15 protein-coding genes are annotated in these 16,105 nt (G+C 35.1%); 2 read left to right on the top strand and 13 right to left on the bottom strand.

What is annotated here, in order from left to right:
- Positions 1 to 52: 52 nt before the first annotated feature.
- The 8 genes from FJ651_RS11515 to FJ651_RS11480 all read right to left on the bottom strand — a co-directional run bounded on the left by FJ651_RS11515 (position 53) and on the right by FJ651_RS11480 (position 8,537).
- A complete protein-coding gene (locus FJ651_RS11515) occupies positions 53 to 811 on the bottom strand; it encodes a LytR/AlgR family response regulator transcription factor (RefSeq protein ID WP_140990671.1) in 759 nt (252 codons plus the stop codon).
- Between the two features lie 38 nt (positions 812 to 849).
- Positions 850 to 1,176 carry a 2TM domain-containing protein gene (locus FJ651_RS11510; protein ID WP_140990670.1) on the bottom strand — a complete coding sequence of 109 codons (327 nt, stop codon included), beginning with the start codon at positions 1,174 to 1,176 and terminating at the stop codon, positions 850 to 852.
- Between the two features lie 18 nt (positions 1,177 to 1,194).
- Positions 1,195 to 2,547: a histidine kinase gene (locus FJ651_RS11505; protein ID WP_140990669.1), complete on the bottom strand. Its 1,353-nt coding sequence runs from the start codon at positions 2,545 to 2,547 to the stop codon at positions 1,195 to 1,197.
- Positions 2,548 to 2,582: 35 nt separating this feature from the next.
- Positions 2,583 to 3,002: a DUF2141 domain-containing protein gene (locus FJ651_RS11500; protein WP_140990668.1), complete on the bottom strand. Its 420-nt coding sequence runs from the start codon at positions 3,000 to 3,002 to the stop codon at positions 2,583 to 2,585.
- A gap of 287 nt (positions 3,003 to 3,289) precedes the next feature.
- Positions 3,290 to 4,222, bottom strand: coding sequence for a peptidylprolyl isomerase (locus tag FJ651_RS11495; RefSeq protein ID WP_140990667.1), 933 nt, complete (start codon positions 4,220 to 4,222; stop codon positions 3,290 to 3,292).
- An 87-nt stretch (positions 4,223 to 4,309) separates the two neighbouring features.
- The gene (locus FJ651_RS11490; protein WP_140990666.1) at positions 4,310 to 5,704 is read right to left on the bottom strand and encodes an exopolysaccharide biosynthesis polyprenyl glycosylphosphotransferase; all 1,395 of its coding nucleotides are present in this window, start codon (positions 5,702 to 5,704) and stop codon (positions 4,310 to 4,312) included.
- Between the two features lie 120 nt (positions 5,705 to 5,824).
- A complete protein-coding gene (lnt, locus tag FJ651_RS11485) occupies positions 5,825 to 7,414 on the bottom strand; it encodes an apolipoprotein N-acyltransferase (protein ID WP_140990665.1) in 1,590 nt (529 codons plus the stop codon).
- A gap of 52 nt (positions 7,415 to 7,466) precedes the next feature.
- Positions 7,467 to 8,537, bottom strand: a complete 1,071-nt coding sequence (locus tag FJ651_RS11480; protein WP_449406381.1) for a putative type IX sorting system protein PorV2 — start codon at positions 8,535 to 8,537, stop codon at positions 7,467 to 7,469.
- Between the two features lie 125 nt (positions 8,538 to 8,662).
- Here FJ651_RS11480 and FJ651_RS11475 point away from each other — a divergent pair, with 125 nt between their 5' ends.
- Positions 8,663 to 9,427 (top strand): CDP-alcohol phosphatidyltransferase family protein, encoded by a 765-nt coding sequence (locus tag FJ651_RS11475; RefSeq protein ID WP_140990663.1) that lies wholly within the window; start codon positions 8,663 to 8,665, stop codon positions 9,425 to 9,427.
- A 6-nt stretch (positions 9,428 to 9,433) separates the two neighbouring features.
- Here the strand turns inward: FJ651_RS11475 and lptB are convergent, their stop codons facing one another.
- Genes lptB through FJ651_RS11455 form a run of 4 tightly spaced genes read right to left on the bottom strand, consistent with a single transcriptional unit; the run spans position 9,434 to position 12,289 of the window.
- A complete protein-coding gene (gene lptB / locus FJ651_RS11470) occupies positions 9,434 to 10,177 on the bottom strand; it encodes an LPS export ABC transporter ATP-binding protein (protein WP_140990662.1) in 744 nt (247 codons plus the stop codon).
- A 42-nt stretch (positions 10,178 to 10,219) separates the two neighbouring features.
- On the bottom strand, positions 10,220 to 10,570 hold the full coding sequence (locus FJ651_RS11465; protein ID WP_140990661.1) for a carboxymuconolactone decarboxylase family protein: 351 nt from the start codon (positions 10,568 to 10,570) through the stop codon (positions 10,220 to 10,222).
- Positions 10,563 to 11,381 carry a twin-arginine translocase subunit TatC gene (tatC, locus tag FJ651_RS11460; RefSeq protein ID WP_140990660.1) on the bottom strand — a complete coding sequence of 273 codons (819 nt, stop codon included), beginning with the start codon at positions 11,379 to 11,381 and terminating at the stop codon, positions 10,563 to 10,565. Before tatC ends, FJ651_RS11465 begins: the two co-directional genes overlap by 8 nt.
- On the bottom strand, positions 11,381 to 12,289 hold the full coding sequence (locus tag FJ651_RS11455) for a KpsF/GutQ family sugar-phosphate isomerase (RefSeq protein WP_394348092.1): 909 nt from the start codon (positions 12,287 to 12,289) through the stop codon (positions 11,381 to 11,383). The genes tatC and FJ651_RS11455 overlap by 1 nt, the downstream gene beginning before the upstream one ends.
- A 147-nt stretch (positions 12,290 to 12,436) precedes the next feature.
- Here FJ651_RS11455 and FJ651_RS11450 point away from each other — a divergent pair, with 147 nt between their 5' ends.
- The gene (locus tag FJ651_RS11450) at positions 12,437 to 14,638 is read left to right on the top strand and encodes a RecQ family ATP-dependent DNA helicase (RefSeq protein ID WP_140990658.1); all 2,202 of its coding nucleotides are present in this window, start codon (positions 12,437 to 12,439) and stop codon (positions 14,636 to 14,638) included.
- 89 nt (positions 14,639 to 14,727) lie between these two features.
- Here the strand turns inward: FJ651_RS11450 and FJ651_RS11445 are convergent, their stop codons facing one another.
- Complete coding sequence (locus tag FJ651_RS11445; RefSeq protein WP_140990746.1) at positions 14,728 to 16,104, bottom strand: MATE family efflux transporter; 1,377 nt, start codon at positions 16,102 to 16,104, stop codon at positions 14,728 to 14,730.
- Between the last annotated feature and the right edge of the window lies 1 nt (position 16,105).

Genomic DNA, 16,105 nt, shown 5'->3' with positions numbered 1-16,105 from the left:
CACAAAGATAATTTAATATCGGTTAAAATCAAAATTTATACTATCCGATTTTTTACTCTAACCAGTCTTTAAAATCTTTAACTCGCTCTCGGGCGACAATGATATCCTGTTCTGGGTAACGATTTAATTTTATTTGAAGTCTTGAATTGGTATAACTTACCATATCCTTAATGGCGTTGATATTTACCAGGTATTTTCTACTGGTCCTGAAGAAAACGGTACTGTTGATGTCTTTTTCCAAATCTTCAAGAGACATGTCTAGTAAATGACTGCGCCCGTCGATTGTATAGGCATAAGTTCCTTTGTTTTCACTAAAAAAACACTCAATATCATCTACATTAATAATTTTGATATGTTGTCCAACTTTTACTGTAAATCTTTGTTTATAAGCACGTTCAACAGGGTTTACCAATAACTTTTTTATATCTTCAAAGTTGATTGACTGTAGGGTACTTTTATTAAAATTTCTTTCCTCATACTTTTTCACGGCTTGTGCCAATTCAGCTTCTGATATGGGTTTCAACAAATAATCTATACTGTTAAGCTTAAAGGCTTGAAGCGCATACTCATCAAAAGCAGTGGTAAAAATCACAGCCGATTTAACATCAATGCTTTCAAAAATTTCGAAGGATAAGCCATCACTTAATTGAATATCTAAAAATATTAAATCGGGATGTGTATTCTTCTGAAACCAATCTAAGGCTTCTTCTACTGAATGAAGCATAGTGTCAACTTGCAATCCAATTTTAGCTAACATTCTTTGCAGTCTCCTGGCTGATGGTTTTTCGTCTTCTATGATGATGGTTTTCATTTTGGAAAGATTAGGAATTTAATGCTTTAATAGTAAGTCTATTGCCAATTTTGACGATCTTTATCCATAAACTCTTTAATTTTTTTCTGCTCCCAATTCTTTCCGAATAAAAAATCAGGACCAAAAACCCCTAAAAAGTGAAATAAAAGTCCGATTCCCCAGAAAAAAGCAGTTGAAAAGGTACCAAAACTCCAAAATCCGTTTTTGTTATAATAAGCGTTTAATATAATAATGATGAGATTAACTACTACAAAAACAGCTAAATGCCAGTAAAAACCAATAATGCTGTCAACTTTTTTCTTAGCTCTAATGTATGCTTCTTCTTTATTAAAATCGGCATCAAAATTTTTAAAATTTGTTTCCATAATTTGTGATTTAATTTTTTAATTGAATTTGTTTTGTTCCTGTTTCATAAATTCCTCAATCTTTCGCTGCTCCCAGTTAGTTCCAAAAGTTCCATGCGACACGAATACACTATATGCCTGAAATACAACACTTATGCCCCAGCCAAGCATCGGAAACCAAAACCACTGAATGACATTTGGTGTAAATTTATACCATATGATCACAAGGATTGGAATTACAATGAGATAAGCAATAAGATTATAATAAAAATCCTTTAAAGCTTCCACGCGTTTTCTTGCCTTTAAATAGGCATTGTCTAATTTTGATTGGTTTGAAAAATGATGTTCCATAAAACTTACTTGTTTGGTGAGCATAGGAATAGATACTTTAAAATTCCCGGATTGCTCATTAATAATAACTTGTCTTTTGGTTAAGATACCATAACGTTGTTTAATGTTGTTTAAACCAACGCCGCTACTCTTTTTAACCACTTGTTTCAATTGAATATTATTTTCTATAACTAACTCATCGTTCTCTTCATATATTTTAATATGTAAAGGTTTACCGCTGGTAACGATATTATGCTTCACAGCATTTTCTAAGAGCAATTGCAATGATAACGGTACTACCTTACTTTCAGGGTTTAAAGCTTTTTCAGGTATTTCAAAAATAATACTGTCTTCAAATCGCATTTTCAATAACTGCATGTAGGTTCGAGCAAAATCTAATTCGTCATCAACTGTAACCAAATCCTTATTTTTCTGCTCTAAAACATAACGATACACCTTTGAAAGGGCCGTTGTAAATTGGGTAGCACTTTCTGGATTTTCTTCAATTAAACTGGTTAAAACGTTTAAACTGTTGAATAAAAAATGAGGATCTAACTGATTTTTTAAAGCATCGAACTTAGCGCTTGCCGTTCCTGCAATAACCTTTTGCTCTTTTACCTTATTTTTTTGTAATTCCTTATAGAAATATATAGCATGAAATATTAGAGAAAAGATTAAGGTTAAAATAAGCGAAAGAACATAGTTAATCGTGCGCTCTGATTCAATAAATTCTGAAACGGTAAAACCCTCAATGGCGGTTCCAATAAATAACCTGATAAAAAATATACAAACTATGGTTAAAAATACAGAGCCAATAAAACCAATAAGAATGCGATACTTTTGATACCTCTGCCAATTAACTCTGGTATTTAAAAAATTAAAGTAATAAGCATTTAACAAGGTTAATGGAACAGAATAGATAAAATAATAAAGTAAATAGATCCACACCTTTTCAAATTCAGGAAAAGTACCGGAATTTAAATACCTAATGCCTTGATCGATGATAAGAATAACCAATCCGATTAAAATTCCTATTGCCAATGTTCTGAAAAATCTAATCATGGGTTTTTATATTTATTTTCTTATTCTTAACTAGCTTAAAAACTAATTTCTATCGCTTTATTTTTATCTACTTCAAATTTGGCGTCGTCCCATTTTGGCGGTCCCATAAAGCCGGATGCATTGTTTGAACAGGCAAAACGCTCCTTAGGAATGCCCATAAAATTGGTATCTAATTTTGTATTACTGTTTTCGTCATGAAACAGTGAAATAGCATAAGTACCTTTTTTGACACCTTTAAAATCAACTGTGATTGTTTTTCCTTCAATTTTAGAAATTTCACCCAGATACGGCGTTCCTAAAAAACTGTCGGGAGTGTTGTATAAACCAACAACTATTTGACCGGTAGTGTTTTTTATATTATTAACCTTAACTGTTATATTAAAACTGTCGCCGTTTTGCGAGAATCCAATCAAAACAACTAAAGCCAAAGTCATTGTAAGCGCTAATTTTTTCATATCATTAATTATTTAAAGCAAAGGTGTGTTATTATTTAAAAGTACAAAAACCAAACCAACCCAATTGTAAAAATTAGCGACTCAATTGTATTTTTTTCAATCTAAAGCTAAAGTCTTTTTATTATCTTGATTAAAATTTAAGATGGTGTTTGTTGGCTATTATGCTGTGGCTTTATTGGCCTGTTTGATGTATGTTGTTATCATCTCTAGAACTTATAAATTGCGTCTATAAATAAAAAAGTGCCGACAAAATTGCCGGCACCCTATTTATGATATTTTTTATAAAGTTACTTTACTTTAACCAATTCTACGTCGAATATTAAATTAGCGTTTGGGGGAATCACACCACCTGCTCCACGACTTCCATATCCCAAATTACTTGGAATTACCAATCGTGCTTTATCGCCTTCGTTGAGTAATAAAATACCTTCGTCCCAACCTTCAATAACCTGTCCTACTCCAACTTGAAATTCTAAAGGTTGATTTCTCTTGTAAGAAGAATCAAATACGGTTCCGTCCATTAACTGACCTTTGTAATGCACAGCAACTTTGTTGCCTTTTTGAGGCTGTTTACCGCTACCTTTTTGAATGATTTGATATCTCAATCCACTTTTAGTTTCACTAAATCCTGCAGAGACTTTGTCTAACTGAGCGGCGATGGCAGTACGCTCAGCTTCTAATCTTTTTTCACGTGCCCCTTCAAAAGTTCTGAAGGCCTCTATGGCGTTAAAATTTTCGGCAGCGTCACCAACACGAATAATTTCTAAGGTATTAATTTGGTCACCTTGTGCAATAGCATCAACAACCTCTTGCCCTTCAATCACCTTCCCAAATACTGTGTGATTATTATCTAACCATGGAGTTTCAACATGAGTAATAAAAAACTGACTTCCATTGGTTCCGGGACCCGCGTTTGCCATGGATAAAACGCCGGGACCATCATGCTTTAAATCGGGATGAAACTCATCGTCAAATTTATAGCCAGGATTTCCGGTGCCGGTGCCTAACGGACAGCCGCCTTGAATCATAAAATCAGGAATAACTCGATGAAATTTGAGTCCGTCATAATAAGGTTTACCTTGTGGTTTAGCGCTATTCTCCATATTGCCTTCGGCTAAAGCTACAAAATTACCCACAGTTCCGGGAGTTTTATCAAACGTTAAATTAACAGTAATTGTGCCTTTGCTGGTATTAAATTTGGCGTACAAACCGTTGTTCATGGTATCATTTTTTTAAATTCAGGTGCAAAGATACGCAACCTTCTTTTAAAAATTTATCAATATCAGTAGGAAAAAGGTAGAATTAAATTATTGACCGCGATAATAAAGTACTGTGCTTACTGTTTTTACAATAATATTGATATCTAAGAAAATACTTCGATGTTTAATGTAAAACAAATCGTACTGTAGTTTGATTAAGCTATCTTCAACTGAATAACCGTATCTGTGTTGAATTTGGGCCCAACCGGTTAAACCGGGCTTTATAATGTGTCTTGTTTCGTAGAAGGGAATTATTTTAGCCAATTCAGTTACAAAATAAGGTCGTTCAGGACGCGGACCAATAATGCTCATGTCGCCTTTTAAAACGTTGATGACTTGCGGAATTTCATCTATGCGTAAGCGTCTTAAAATATTACCAAATGGCGTAATTCTTTTGTCGTTTTTTTGAGCCCATTGTGCACCATTTTGTTCAGCATTTTTTACCATTGTTCTCAATTTAATGATATTAAATGGTTGGGCGTTTTTACCAACGCGTTCTTGAGTGTAAAACAACGGTCCACGGTTGGCTATTAAATTTCCAATTAAAACCAGAGGTAATAAAATTAAACCAATCAGTACGCCTAAAATAGAAAACAAAATATCAAAGAGTCGTCTAAAAAATTGATACAATTTATTTTGGTTACTACGGCTAAACGGGAAGTACTTATAAAAATCTTTACCTACGAATTGAATTGGCACACGATAGGTCATTTCTTCGTAAACCTGCGTAAACTCTCTTATAGTAAAACCGCGCTCGAGTAAATTAATCAAACTGTGGTACAACTCGGTAGAAATATTATCTGAATTAAAACTTGCCACGAGAATTTCAGATATTTTTTCTTCTGAAATAATGAAGTTTAAATCTGTGACCTGATATTCTTTTAAGCCCTTAAATCTAATACCTTCATCTTTAGAGTCTTCAGAATTGATAAATCCAATAATCTTATAATTGGGGTCTACATCGTGAAGCGCTTTTAATATGTGTGACAAATTTGAAATTTCTCCAATTAGCAGAACTTTTTTATAAAATCTTGGTGATTGAATTAACGTGGTGTAAGCTAAACGCCATAAAAATACACCTACGATAATAGCTAGATAAAAGTAAATAATCTGTAATCGCTTTTCCGGCAAAAATGGCGTAACCACGGGCGTTAACAAATAAAAAAGCACCGTAACTGAAGAGGCTAGAACAATATTTTTGAAGCTAATATCAATTTTACTGGCTTTGTGCAAATCATACAGCTCAAAAACAGTTCCGAATATGGTAAAATAAACAAGTAAAACTACAATGGGTACTATATTTTCGGTGTTGATGGTGAGATAGGTAAAAGGAAAAAACAATTCAAGGCCGTAAACAAAAATTATTACAAATACAAGGTCGGCCAATCTTAGCAAAATTTTGCGCTCAGAAACTTCAAAATGGATGCCTTGTTTACCTTGCATAATAAACCTATCACAATCGATTTAATTACCGAATGCCCAAATTTACAATAAGTTATTAAATATCCTAAAAACTTATAGATGAGTTAAAAGATGTTTAGATAAAAAGTAAAAAAGGTATGCTTAAAGTTTCATTCTCTTTTTTCTAAACATCACAATCATGAAAACAAAAAGCGCAACAAACATGGCTATTCTTGCAATATAATCGCCGGCCATAGCGTAAAAAGTAAGTTTTGAGTTGGTTTTTATATCACCTTTCAAAGCACCTTGTTTTTCGTAAGCTAAAGCATCAATCACTTTACCCGTATCATCAATAATTGCTGAAATACCGGTATTGGCGCTTCTTGCCACAAAACGCCTGTTTTCAATGGCCCGAAGTTTGGCGTAACTTAAATGTTGACGGTGACCTTCGGTGTTGTTCCACCAGGCATCATTGGTGATAATTGCCAGCAAATTGGCACCGTTTCGCGAATATTCTGTAACAAATTCACCGTAAACAGACTCATAGCATATAATTGGTCCCACTTTTAAATTATCGTCATTAGTATTAAATACAGAACGATAATTTTGTGTGGTTTTCATAGCCACAGTTCCTCCTAAATCAATCATGGCATCGCCTATAAGCGGTTTTAAAACCGACTGATAAGGAAAGTCTTCAACGCCAACTACCAATTTTGATTTGTGGTACAATTGAGGCGTTTGGGTATTGGTTAGCATAACAGCAGAGTTAAAATCGTTGTACCAAAAGTTATCTCTGAGTTTGTTAGATTTGGTACTTACTTTTTTACGATCGTAAATAAATTCTATAAAGGATACACCGGTTAAAAAGTTAACTTGTTTATTATCGGCAATAAAAGTGTCTAGTTTTAACTTAAAGTCTAACCTGTTAAATTGATTAAGCCTTACGTTATCTGCAAAAACGGTTTCAGGCGCCAAAATTAAAGCGGTATTAGGCGTAAGTTCTTGCCGGGTTAGTTTTAGAAGCAAATCGGCTATGGCGTCATTACTTAAGTTATACTTTTCACTATAGGGATCTATGTTGGGTTGAAGCGCAATGATCTCGAAAGTTTTTCCTTGATTTTTATAATTACTTAAAATAATATAAGAAATTACAATTGGCAGCAACAGCAATAAACTAATACCAATAGCGAATTTTTTCTTAACGAGTGATGTTATTGATTTATAATCTGAAATAAGTAATAAGACAAAAACATTCACCAACCATACCCATAAACTACCACCAAAAGTACCGGTGTATTCATACCATTGAATCCAGGAGGTGTTTTCTGAAAATGCGTTACCAAGATTTAACCAAGGCCAAGAAAATTCCCAACCCAGATGTAACTTTTCAAAACACAGCCATAACGCCACCAAAAAGGTGAGCGAACGCGCTCGGGTAGTACGCTTGGCAATTTTGTAATAAATTAAAATTACAAAACTCATTAACAAAGAGTTGACCAATACAGCAAAGGCAGCTCCGAAAACATCAGCATACTGCAACCAATTGGTGGTAAAAAAATTCCAGATAAAAAAAGTAATATACGACCAGCCTAAAACACGCCAGCCGTTATACTTTTTATGATGGATAATTAGATTTGAAATGATAAATAACAGTGGCACAAACGCCACAAATAAAAAAACAGGAATACCATAAGTTGGCCAGCTAATTGCCAAAAGAGTTCCTGATAACAAGGCCAAGCCCAATTGCTTCATGTAAAATATTTTTCGGTATAAAAATAACAAGAACCGAGCATTTTAGAGCAACTTACCTAAAAATACTGAAATCTAATTTTAGAGAAAACACATTAGAGTACAAAGCAGCGCTTTGGTCGCCTATATCGGTGAATGCATAATCTATTGAAATGCCTTTGTATTTAAAACCTACGCCAAAGTTTGGCTGAAAAGTCATATCGGTAGAATTGTCTATTTGTAATTCATTTTGAAAATTACCAAGACCGGCGCGTAAAAACACCAAATCGGTGTAACCAAACTGAAAACCAAGTGCAGGATTTATACTAGCGAAGTCAGTAGATACAATATCATTGGTTTGTGCAAAGCGCACATTCAAATCAAAAGCAGCACGTAAAGAATAGTCATAGTTAAAAATAAATTCTTTAGACATGCCTAATTGTAATTTTGGTATGGTTATTTCGGTAGTTTCAGGAAGTTCTTGATTTTGCCCTTCTATGGCGCCGCTAATACTTTCAAACTTCTCTTCGTTAAAGGTCCACGTATTGAAAGTGGTGGTAATATCACGAGCCATTAAGCCGAATTTCCAGTTATTTTTGGTCTCAAACTGAATACCAACATCTAGACCAAATCCCCAGGATGTAGCAAAATCGCCAATAATTCGGCGTATTACTTTGGCATTAACTCCGTAATTTAAACCATCTAAGGGTAATTTTCTGGCGTATGAAAACACAACGCCATAGTCTGCAGCAGAAAAGGTATTAATTCTGTCGTAGTTAATATTACCTTGTTCATCTATAAGTTGTGTAGTATCTAAAATATCGTCCACGCCAAACCTAATCAGTGAAATACCAACGGCCGATCTGTCATCTATTGGCATGGCGTAGGCAATAAAATTGTAGTTAGCTATATTGGCGAAATAGCTGGAATGCATCAAAGCTAATTGGTTGTCTTCAAGGTGCACTAATCCGGCAGGATTCCAATACCCCGAAGTCACATCGTTTGTGTGCGAAACCACAGCATTGCTCATACCAAGTGCAGCCGCATCAACACCAATATTCATAAATTCGTTTGAATATTTTCTAGCTGTTTGAGCGATTGACAAGGCAGAGACAAAATACAATGCCAAAACTAATTTAGTTTTCAAACACAATTTTTTTGCAAAGATGCACATATTTTTCAACCTATTAAACAGAAAAACCGGCTCTATATTGTATATGTCGAAGTTTTTAGAAAATACTTTTATATTTTTACATCACTAACTTAACTCTTGTGAAAAAACACATTCCAAACTTCATCACCTTACTCAACCTTTTAAGCGGTTGTATAGCAATTGTTTTTGCAATTAATTCAAACTTCCCGGCGGCCGCTTTGTTTGTTGGTCTGGGCATAATTTTCGACTTTTTTGACGGATTTGCTGCAAGAATATTAAACGTAAAAAGTGATTTAGGTGTTCAGCTGGATTCCTTGGCAGATATGGTTACCAGTGGCGTTGTACCGGGAATTATTATGTTTAAACTATTAGAATTAACCATTGGCGCACCTGATATTATTGAACAAGCTAATAGCTGGAATGCCATGTTTAGTTTCAAAGGATTTAAAGGTTCAATTATACCAGTTGCCGGTTTTGCCATTACATTGGCCTCGGCCTATAGATTGGCTAAATTTAATATAGACGAAGACCAACAAACCTATTTTAAAGGATTACCAACTCCGGCCAACGCCTTGCTTATTATGTCTTTGCCCTTAATTTTAGAGTTTCAAAACAGTGATTTAATGAACACCACTATTTTAAATCCTTATTTTTTATTAGGACTCACATTGGTTAGTTGTTATTTACTTAACGCACCAATTAAATTATTTTCACTAAAGTTCACGTCGGGTGGTTTTGCCAAAAACGCAAGCAGATATATTTTCTTGGCTTTAAGTATTGTTGCACTGATAATTTTTCAATTTGCAGCAATACCGATCATCATTGCTATTTATATAGTAATGTCTGTGTTAGATGAGATTTCAGCTAAAAAAATTAAGATTTAAATTGATTTAATCGAAGAGTAATTTCTTTTTTCTCAGTTCAAAGTTTTGTCCAAGATATACTTTACGAACCATTTCGTCTGAAGCCAAATCTTCTGGAATTCCGGCTTTTAAAATACTACCTTCAAACATTAAATAAGTTCGGTCTGTAATGGCAAGGGTTTCTTGTACGTTGTGGTCAGTGATTAAAATACCAATGTTTTTCCTGGTAAGTTGTGCTACAATACGCTGAATATCTTCTACCGCAACAGGATCAACACCGGCAAAAGGTTCGTCTAATAGAATAAAATTAGGACTCGTTGCTAATGCGCGTGCAATTTCGGTACGTCTTCGTTCACCACCTGATAGTAGGTCGCCCCTGTTCTTTCTAATGTGACCCAAACCAAATTCTTCAATTAACGACTCCATTTTGTCATGTTGTTCTTTTTTTGAAAGTTTGGTCATTTGCAAAACACTTAAAATATTTTCTTCAATACTCAATTTCCTGAAAACAGAGGCTTCTTGAGCCAAATAACCAATACCGTTCTGAGCCCTTTTGTACATTGGGAAATTGGTGATATCCATTTGGTCGAGAAAAATTTTACCGCTATTAGGTTTAATTAGTCCTACAATCATGTAAAACGAGGTAGTTTTTCCGGCGCCATTCGGGCCCAGTAAACCAACTATTTCACCCTGATTAACCTCTAACGAGACATTTTTTACAACTTCTCTACCGCTGTAAGACTTCATTAAATTTTCTGCTCTCAACTTCATTATTAAAACATTATACGTTGGTCACAAATGTAACGGTTATTATTAATTTTTATTGGCTTCCAAAGCTTCCCAAAACTCAAAGGCACGTCTTAAATGCGGAATTACAATAGTGCCGCCAACCAAAGTTGCTATGCCCAGGGCTTCGCTCACCTGTTCTTTTGTAATACCTAGTTTATAGGAAGTTTCTAGGTGGTATTTTACACAATCGTCGCATCTCAATACTGCAGATGCCACCAAACCTAAAAGTTCCTTGGTGTTTTCGTCTAAAGCTCCGGGCTGATAGGCATTGGTATCGAGATTAAAGATTCTCTTAATAATCTTGTTGTTGTCATCCAGAATTTTTTCATTCATTCTGGAACGGTAATCGTTAAATTCTTTTACAATATCAGACATGTTTTTTACGCTTTTGGTTTCTAACTACTACTGCAGAAATATAAATACTAACTTGATATAATATAAAAATTGGAATAGCCACAATTACCTGACTAGCAATATCTGGCGGCGTGATAACGGCGGCGATAATCAAGACAAAAACAATGGCAAACTTTCGGTATTTTCTTAAAATTTCGGGAGTCACCAAACCTATTTTTGTTAAAAAATAAATGATGATTGGAAGTTCAAAAACAAAACCCGACGCCAGCGATGCCGAACGAACCAACGCAATGTAAGAATCTAAATCAAACTCATTCGAAATTTCGGGACTCACGTTATAATTAGCAAGAAAATTGAGCGATAACGGCGTTATTACATAATAGCCAAAAAGCACACCAACAAAAAACAATAGTGATGAAATAACGATGAATCCTCTGGCACTTTTTCTTTCATTGTCGTACAAACCCGGACTAATAAAACTCCAAAATTGATAGATAACGTATGGGAATGCCACAATAAATCCGGCATAAATTGAGGTCCATATATGCGCCGAAAACTGTCCGGCCACCGTTCGGTTTTGGATTATAAACGGAAAATCATCGGCACAAAAAGTAGTCTCAATATTGATGAGTTTGCCCATATTGCAAAGCCAGGAGTAAGTTGGAAAATTCATGCTCTTTGGGCCAAAAATAATCACATCCCAAATAAAAGATTTAAACAAAAATGCAATACTGGCAGCAATTAAAATAGATAAAGTTGCGCGGATTAAATGCCATCTTAAATCCTCAAGATGGTCTAAAAAAGACATTTCTTCGGTAGATTTCTTTTTCATTAGATAATGCCTTCTTTTACCAAATCATGCAAATGTACCACACCACAATAAAGACCGTTGTCTTCAACCAAAAGTTGAGAAATACCAAAATTTTCCATGCGTTCTTTAGCATCAACAGCCATGGCATTTAAATTAATGGTTTTGGGGTTGGGTGTCATGATATCTTTGGCAGTAACACCGTTAACATCGAAGTTTTTATATAACATTCTTCTCAAATCACCATCGGTTACAATACCTATAAGCTTTTCGCCTTCCAGAACCGCTGTAACACCAAGCATTTTTTCGGAAATTTCAACAATCACCTCTTTTAAACTGGTATTTTTTTGCACTGCAGGTTTTTGATTTTGCGAAGACAAGTCTCCAACCCGTAAATACAATCTTTTTCCTAAAGCGCCTCCGGGATGGTATTTTGCAAAATCTTTACTTGAAAATCCGCGTAATTCTAACAAACAAACTGCCAGTGCATCGCCCATTACCAATTGTGCTGTTGTGCTAGTAGTTGGTGCCAAATTATTAGGACAAGCTTCTTTTTCAACATAGGTATTTAAAACCAAATCCGACTGCAAGCCCAGATAAGACTCAGGATTTCCGGTGATGGCAATAATTGAATTTTTTGCATTCTTGATTAAGGGAATCAAAACTTTAATCTCAGGCGTATTACCGCTTTTTGAAATGCAAATCACCACATCGTCTTCCAGTATTAGTCCTAAATCCCCATGAATGGCATCGGCTGCATGCATAAAAATTGCGGGAGTTCCTGTTGAATTAAAAGTTGCAACAATTTTGTTGGCAATGATTGCACTTTTACCAATTCCGGTAACAATTACCCTACCTTTTGAGTTATAGATGAGTTCTACAGCCTCTGCAAAGTCGTTGGTTAATAAATTACCTAAATTTGAAATGGCCATACTTTCAGTTTCTATAGTAGATTTAGCTAACTGAAGAATAGATTTATGACTGTTCAAAATAAACTTAATTTTAAATTTGACTCGTTTGAAGAATTTGTTATCTTTAATGTTCTGCAAATATAGTTATATAATACCAAAAAGAGATTAATGAGTCATACTGAAAATGAACTACACTCTGCGCTGAAAAAATACTTTGGCTTTTCCAATTTCAAAGGGCTTCAGCACGTTGTAATTGAGAGTGTAATGAAAGGCAATAATACCTTCGTTATTATGCCAACCGGCGGTGGAAAGTCACTTTGTTACCAATTACCTGCATTAATTAAAGATGGTACTGCTATTGTAGTATCCCCGCTAATTGCCTTAATGAAAAATCAGGTAGATGCTATAAGGGCGGTATCAGAACATGAAGGTGTTGCACACGTTTTAAATTCGTCTTTAAATAAAACAGAAATAAAACGGGTAAAAACCGATATTGTTAATGGTATTACCAAGCTTTTATATGTGGCACCCGAGTCTTTAACCAAAGAAGAATACATAGAATTTTTAAGATCTGTGACCATTTCGTTTTTAGCTGTTGATGAAGCGCATTGTATTAGCGAATGGGGTCATGATTTTAGACCTGAATACAGAAACCTAAGAAGCATTATTCAAAGAATTGATAAAGACATTCCCATCATTGGATTAACAGCAACTGCCACACCAAAGGTGCAGGAAGACATTTTAAAGAGTCTTCAAATACCCGATGCCAAAACGTTTAAAGCGTCTTTTAACAGGCCAAACCTGTATTACGAAGTAAGACCCAAAACCAAAAGTGTTGATGTTGACATCATCAAATTTGTGAAACAAAATGCGGGTAAATCAGGTATTATATATTGTTTAAGCCGCAAGCGTGTTGAAGAACTATCGCAGGTATTGCAGGTTAATGGTATTAATGCCATTCCATATCACGCCGGTTTAGATCCAAAAACGCGCGTGAAACATCAAGACATGTTTTTAATGGAAGATGCCGATGTGGTTGTTGCCACAATAGCATTTGGTATGGGTATCGATAAACCCGATGTTAGATTTGTAATTCATCACGATATTCCTAAAAGTCTTGAAAGTTACTATCAGGAAACCGGACGCGCAGGTCGTGATGGCGGTGAAGGCCATTGTTTAGCCTTTTACGCTTATAAAGACATTGAAAAATTAGAAAAATTTATGGCCGGAAAACCTGTTGCTGAACAGGAAATTGGTCATGCACTGCTCCAAGAAGTAGTTGGTTACGCCGAAACATCAATTTCGCGCAGAAAATTCTTGTTGCATTACTTTGGTGAAGAATTTGATAACGAAACCGGAGAAGGTGGCGATATGGATGATAACGTTCGTTACCCAAAAGTTCAAAAAGAAGCCGGCGAAGATGCGGCAATTGTGTTATCGGTAATTGAAAAAACGTTTGAAAAATATAAAGCCAAAGATTTGGTCAACGTCATTGTTGGAAAGCCTAACGCGCTTATTATTTCTCATAGAACTGATGCTTCGCCGGTTTTTGGCATTGGACAGGAAAAAGAGCCGCGCTACTGGATGGCTTTAATAAGACAAATGCTGGTGGCAAAACTTATTTCAAAAGAAATTGAAACCTATGGCGTTCTGCATATGAGCGACGAAGGGAGAAAATTCTTAAAAAATCCCAGACCATTTATGATGGCTGAAGACCATATATATGAAGAGAATGAAGACGACAATATCATTACCAAAAGTTCAGCCGGTGGTGGCGTTGCAGATGAAGTTCTTATGGGCATGCTCAAAGATTTGAGAAAAAAACGCGCCAAGCAGTTAGGCGTGCCTCCTTTTGTGATTTTTCAAGATCCGTCTCTTGAAGATATGGCTCTTAAATACCCTATTAACCTGGAAGAATTAAGTAATGTTCACGGTGTAGGCGAAAGTAAAGCCAAGAAATATGGCGCACCGTTTGTGGAACTCATTTCAACCTATGTTGAAGAAAACGACATCATGCGTCCCGACGATATTGTGGTTAAATCTACAGGTAGTAATTCGGCTTTAAAACTTTATATCATTCAAAACATAGACAGAAAACTGCCTCTTGATGATATTGCGAATTCGAAAGGTATGAGCATGGGCGATTTTATAAAAGAGATGGAAGCCATTGTCTACTCTGGTACTAAATTAAATATTAGTTATTGGGTTGATGAGATTTTAGACGAAGATGACCAAGAAGCAATTCATGAGTACTTTATGGAATCTCAGTCTGATAAAATTTCGGATGCCGTTGAAGAATTTGACGGAGATTACGAAGAGGAAGACCTTAGGTTGTATCGTATTAAGTTTATAAGTGAAGTTGCCAATTAGACCTTTAATATTAAGTTAATAAGTTACTTGCTAGCAGTAAAGCTATAACCCTATTTTAGCAAATGTTCTTGTGAATTGGGTATTTATAATTACTGGTTTTCGAGTAGTAATTTTTTGGTGAGGAAGTTAAATCTTATTAACAACATCACTGCAGCTGCAGTTAAACCTGCCACTAAACCCAACCATATACCTAAACTACCCAATTGATTTTCTTTTCCTAAAATATAACTGATAGGAAAACCAATCATCCAATAAGCAATAAAGGTTATTAGCGTTGGGATTTTTACATCTTGTAAGCCGCGTAAGGCTCCTAAAATAATAACCTGTAAACTGTCGCTTATTTGAAAAACAGCCGCGGTAAGCAACAAGGTTGCGGCAATACTCACCACTTCAGTATTATCGGCCAGATTTTTTAAATCATTTAAATCTAAATACAGTGTTGGTAACCATTGATTCCAAATAAAAAAGCAAATAGCAAAAAAGACTGCAAATACCGCTCCCATTAAGAAAGTAGATAAAGCAATTCGCCTTAAATCTAAATAGTTTTTTAAACCTTTTTGATTGCCAACTCTAATCATTGCTGCAACACTAAAACCTATCGCAACCATAAAGGTCATTGATGCCATATTCAAGGCAATTTGATTAGCTGCTTGTGCATTTTTACCCAACGTACCACTCAACCAAATGGCAGCGGTAAAAATAGCCACCTCAAAGAACATTTGTAAAGCACTTGGCAAAGCCAAATTGAGCAACTTTTTAATCATTGGTTGGTGTAATACAAACACTTTTATATTGGTAACATAGGGCTTAGATTTAGTTCGAATCAACAACAACCAATAAATAAAAATGAGCATAACAACTCTGGAAACTAGGGTACCAATGGCGGCACCAACAATTCCGAGTGGTGGCATACCAAATTTTCCAAATATTAGTATATAGTTTAAAACAACATTAATAACATTGGCTAGTAATGTGGCATACATAGGATACTTTGTAAGAGACAATCCATCACTAAATTGCTTAAAAGCCTGAAAAATTATGAGTGGTATTAAAGAAATAGCCACCAAATCTAGGTACGGAATAGCCAAAACAACTACCTCTTCCGGTTGATCCATTTGATACATTAAAGGCTTACTCAATAAAACCAGAATAAATAAGACCACACTTAAAATACTACATAGTACTAATCCATGTTTAAATGAAGATTTTCCCTTAGCAAAATTATCTTCACTATCAGCTTCGGCTATTAAGGGTGTTATAGCAGTAGAAAATCCAATACCTAAAGACATTGCTACAAAAATAAAACTGTTTCCTAAGGAAACAGCCGCCAATTCAGCAGAGCCTAGCTGGCCTACCATAACATTATCTACAAAACCAACAAATGTATGCCCCAGCATGCCCAACATAACGGGAGCAGCCAAATTAAAATTATACTTAAACTCTTTGGTATATTGCTGTAACATCACA

The organism is Paucihalobacter ruber, assembly GCF_006494535.1.
In the GTDB taxonomy this organism is placed as follows: Bacteria; Bacteroidota; Bacteroidia; order Flavobacteriales; family Flavobacteriaceae; genus Paucihalobacter; species Paucihalobacter ruber.
This window is presented reverse-complemented; position numbering and strand designations above follow the sequence as displayed.

Excerpts from the sequence above, each read along its gene's own strand:
- FJ651_RS11515 (WP_140990671.1), bottom strand. The coding sequence starts at position 811 with ATGAAAACCATCATCATAGAAGACGAAAAACCATCAGCCAGGAGACTG.
- FJ651_RS11510 (WP_140990670.1), bottom strand. The coding sequence starts at position 1,176 with ATGGAAACAAATTTTAAAAATTTTGATGCCGATTTTAATAAAGAAGAA.
- FJ651_RS11505 (WP_140990669.1), bottom strand. The coding sequence starts at position 2,547 with ATGATTAGATTTTTCAGAACATTGGCAATAGGAATTTTAATCGGATTG.
- FJ651_RS11500 (WP_140990668.1), bottom strand. The coding sequence starts at position 3,002 with ATGAAAAAATTAGCGCTTACAATGACTTTGGCTTTAGTTGTTTTGATT.
- FJ651_RS11495 (WP_140990667.1), bottom strand. The coding sequence starts at position 4,222 with ATGAACAACGGTTTGTACGCCAAATTTAATACCAGCAAAGGCACAATT.
- FJ651_RS11490 (WP_140990666.1), bottom strand. The coding sequence starts at position 5,704 with ATGCAAGGTAAACAAGGCATCCATTTTGAAGTTTCTGAGCGCAAAATT.
- lnt (WP_140990665.1), bottom strand. The coding sequence starts at position 7,414 with ATGAAGCAATTGGGCTTGGCCTTGTTATCAGGAACTCTTTTGGCAATT.
- lptB (WP_140990662.1), bottom strand. The coding sequence starts at position 10,177 with ATGAAGTTGAGAGCAGAAAATTTAATGAAGTCTTACAGCGGTAGAGAA.
- FJ651_RS11465 (WP_140990661.1), bottom strand. The coding sequence starts at position 10,570 with ATGTCTGATATTGTAAAAGAATTTAACGATTACCGTTCCAGAATGAAT.
- tatC (WP_140990660.1), bottom strand. The coding sequence starts at position 11,381 with ATGAAAAAGAAATCTACCGAAGAAATGTCTTTTTTAGACCATCTTGAG.
- FJ651_RS11455 (WP_394348092.1), bottom strand. The coding sequence starts at position 12,289 with ATGGCCATTTCAAATTTAGGTAATTTATTAACCAACGACTTTGCAGAG.
- FJ651_RS11450 (WP_140990658.1), top strand. The coding sequence starts at position 12,437 with ATGAGTCATACTGAAAATGAACTACACTCTGCGCTGAAAAAATACTTT.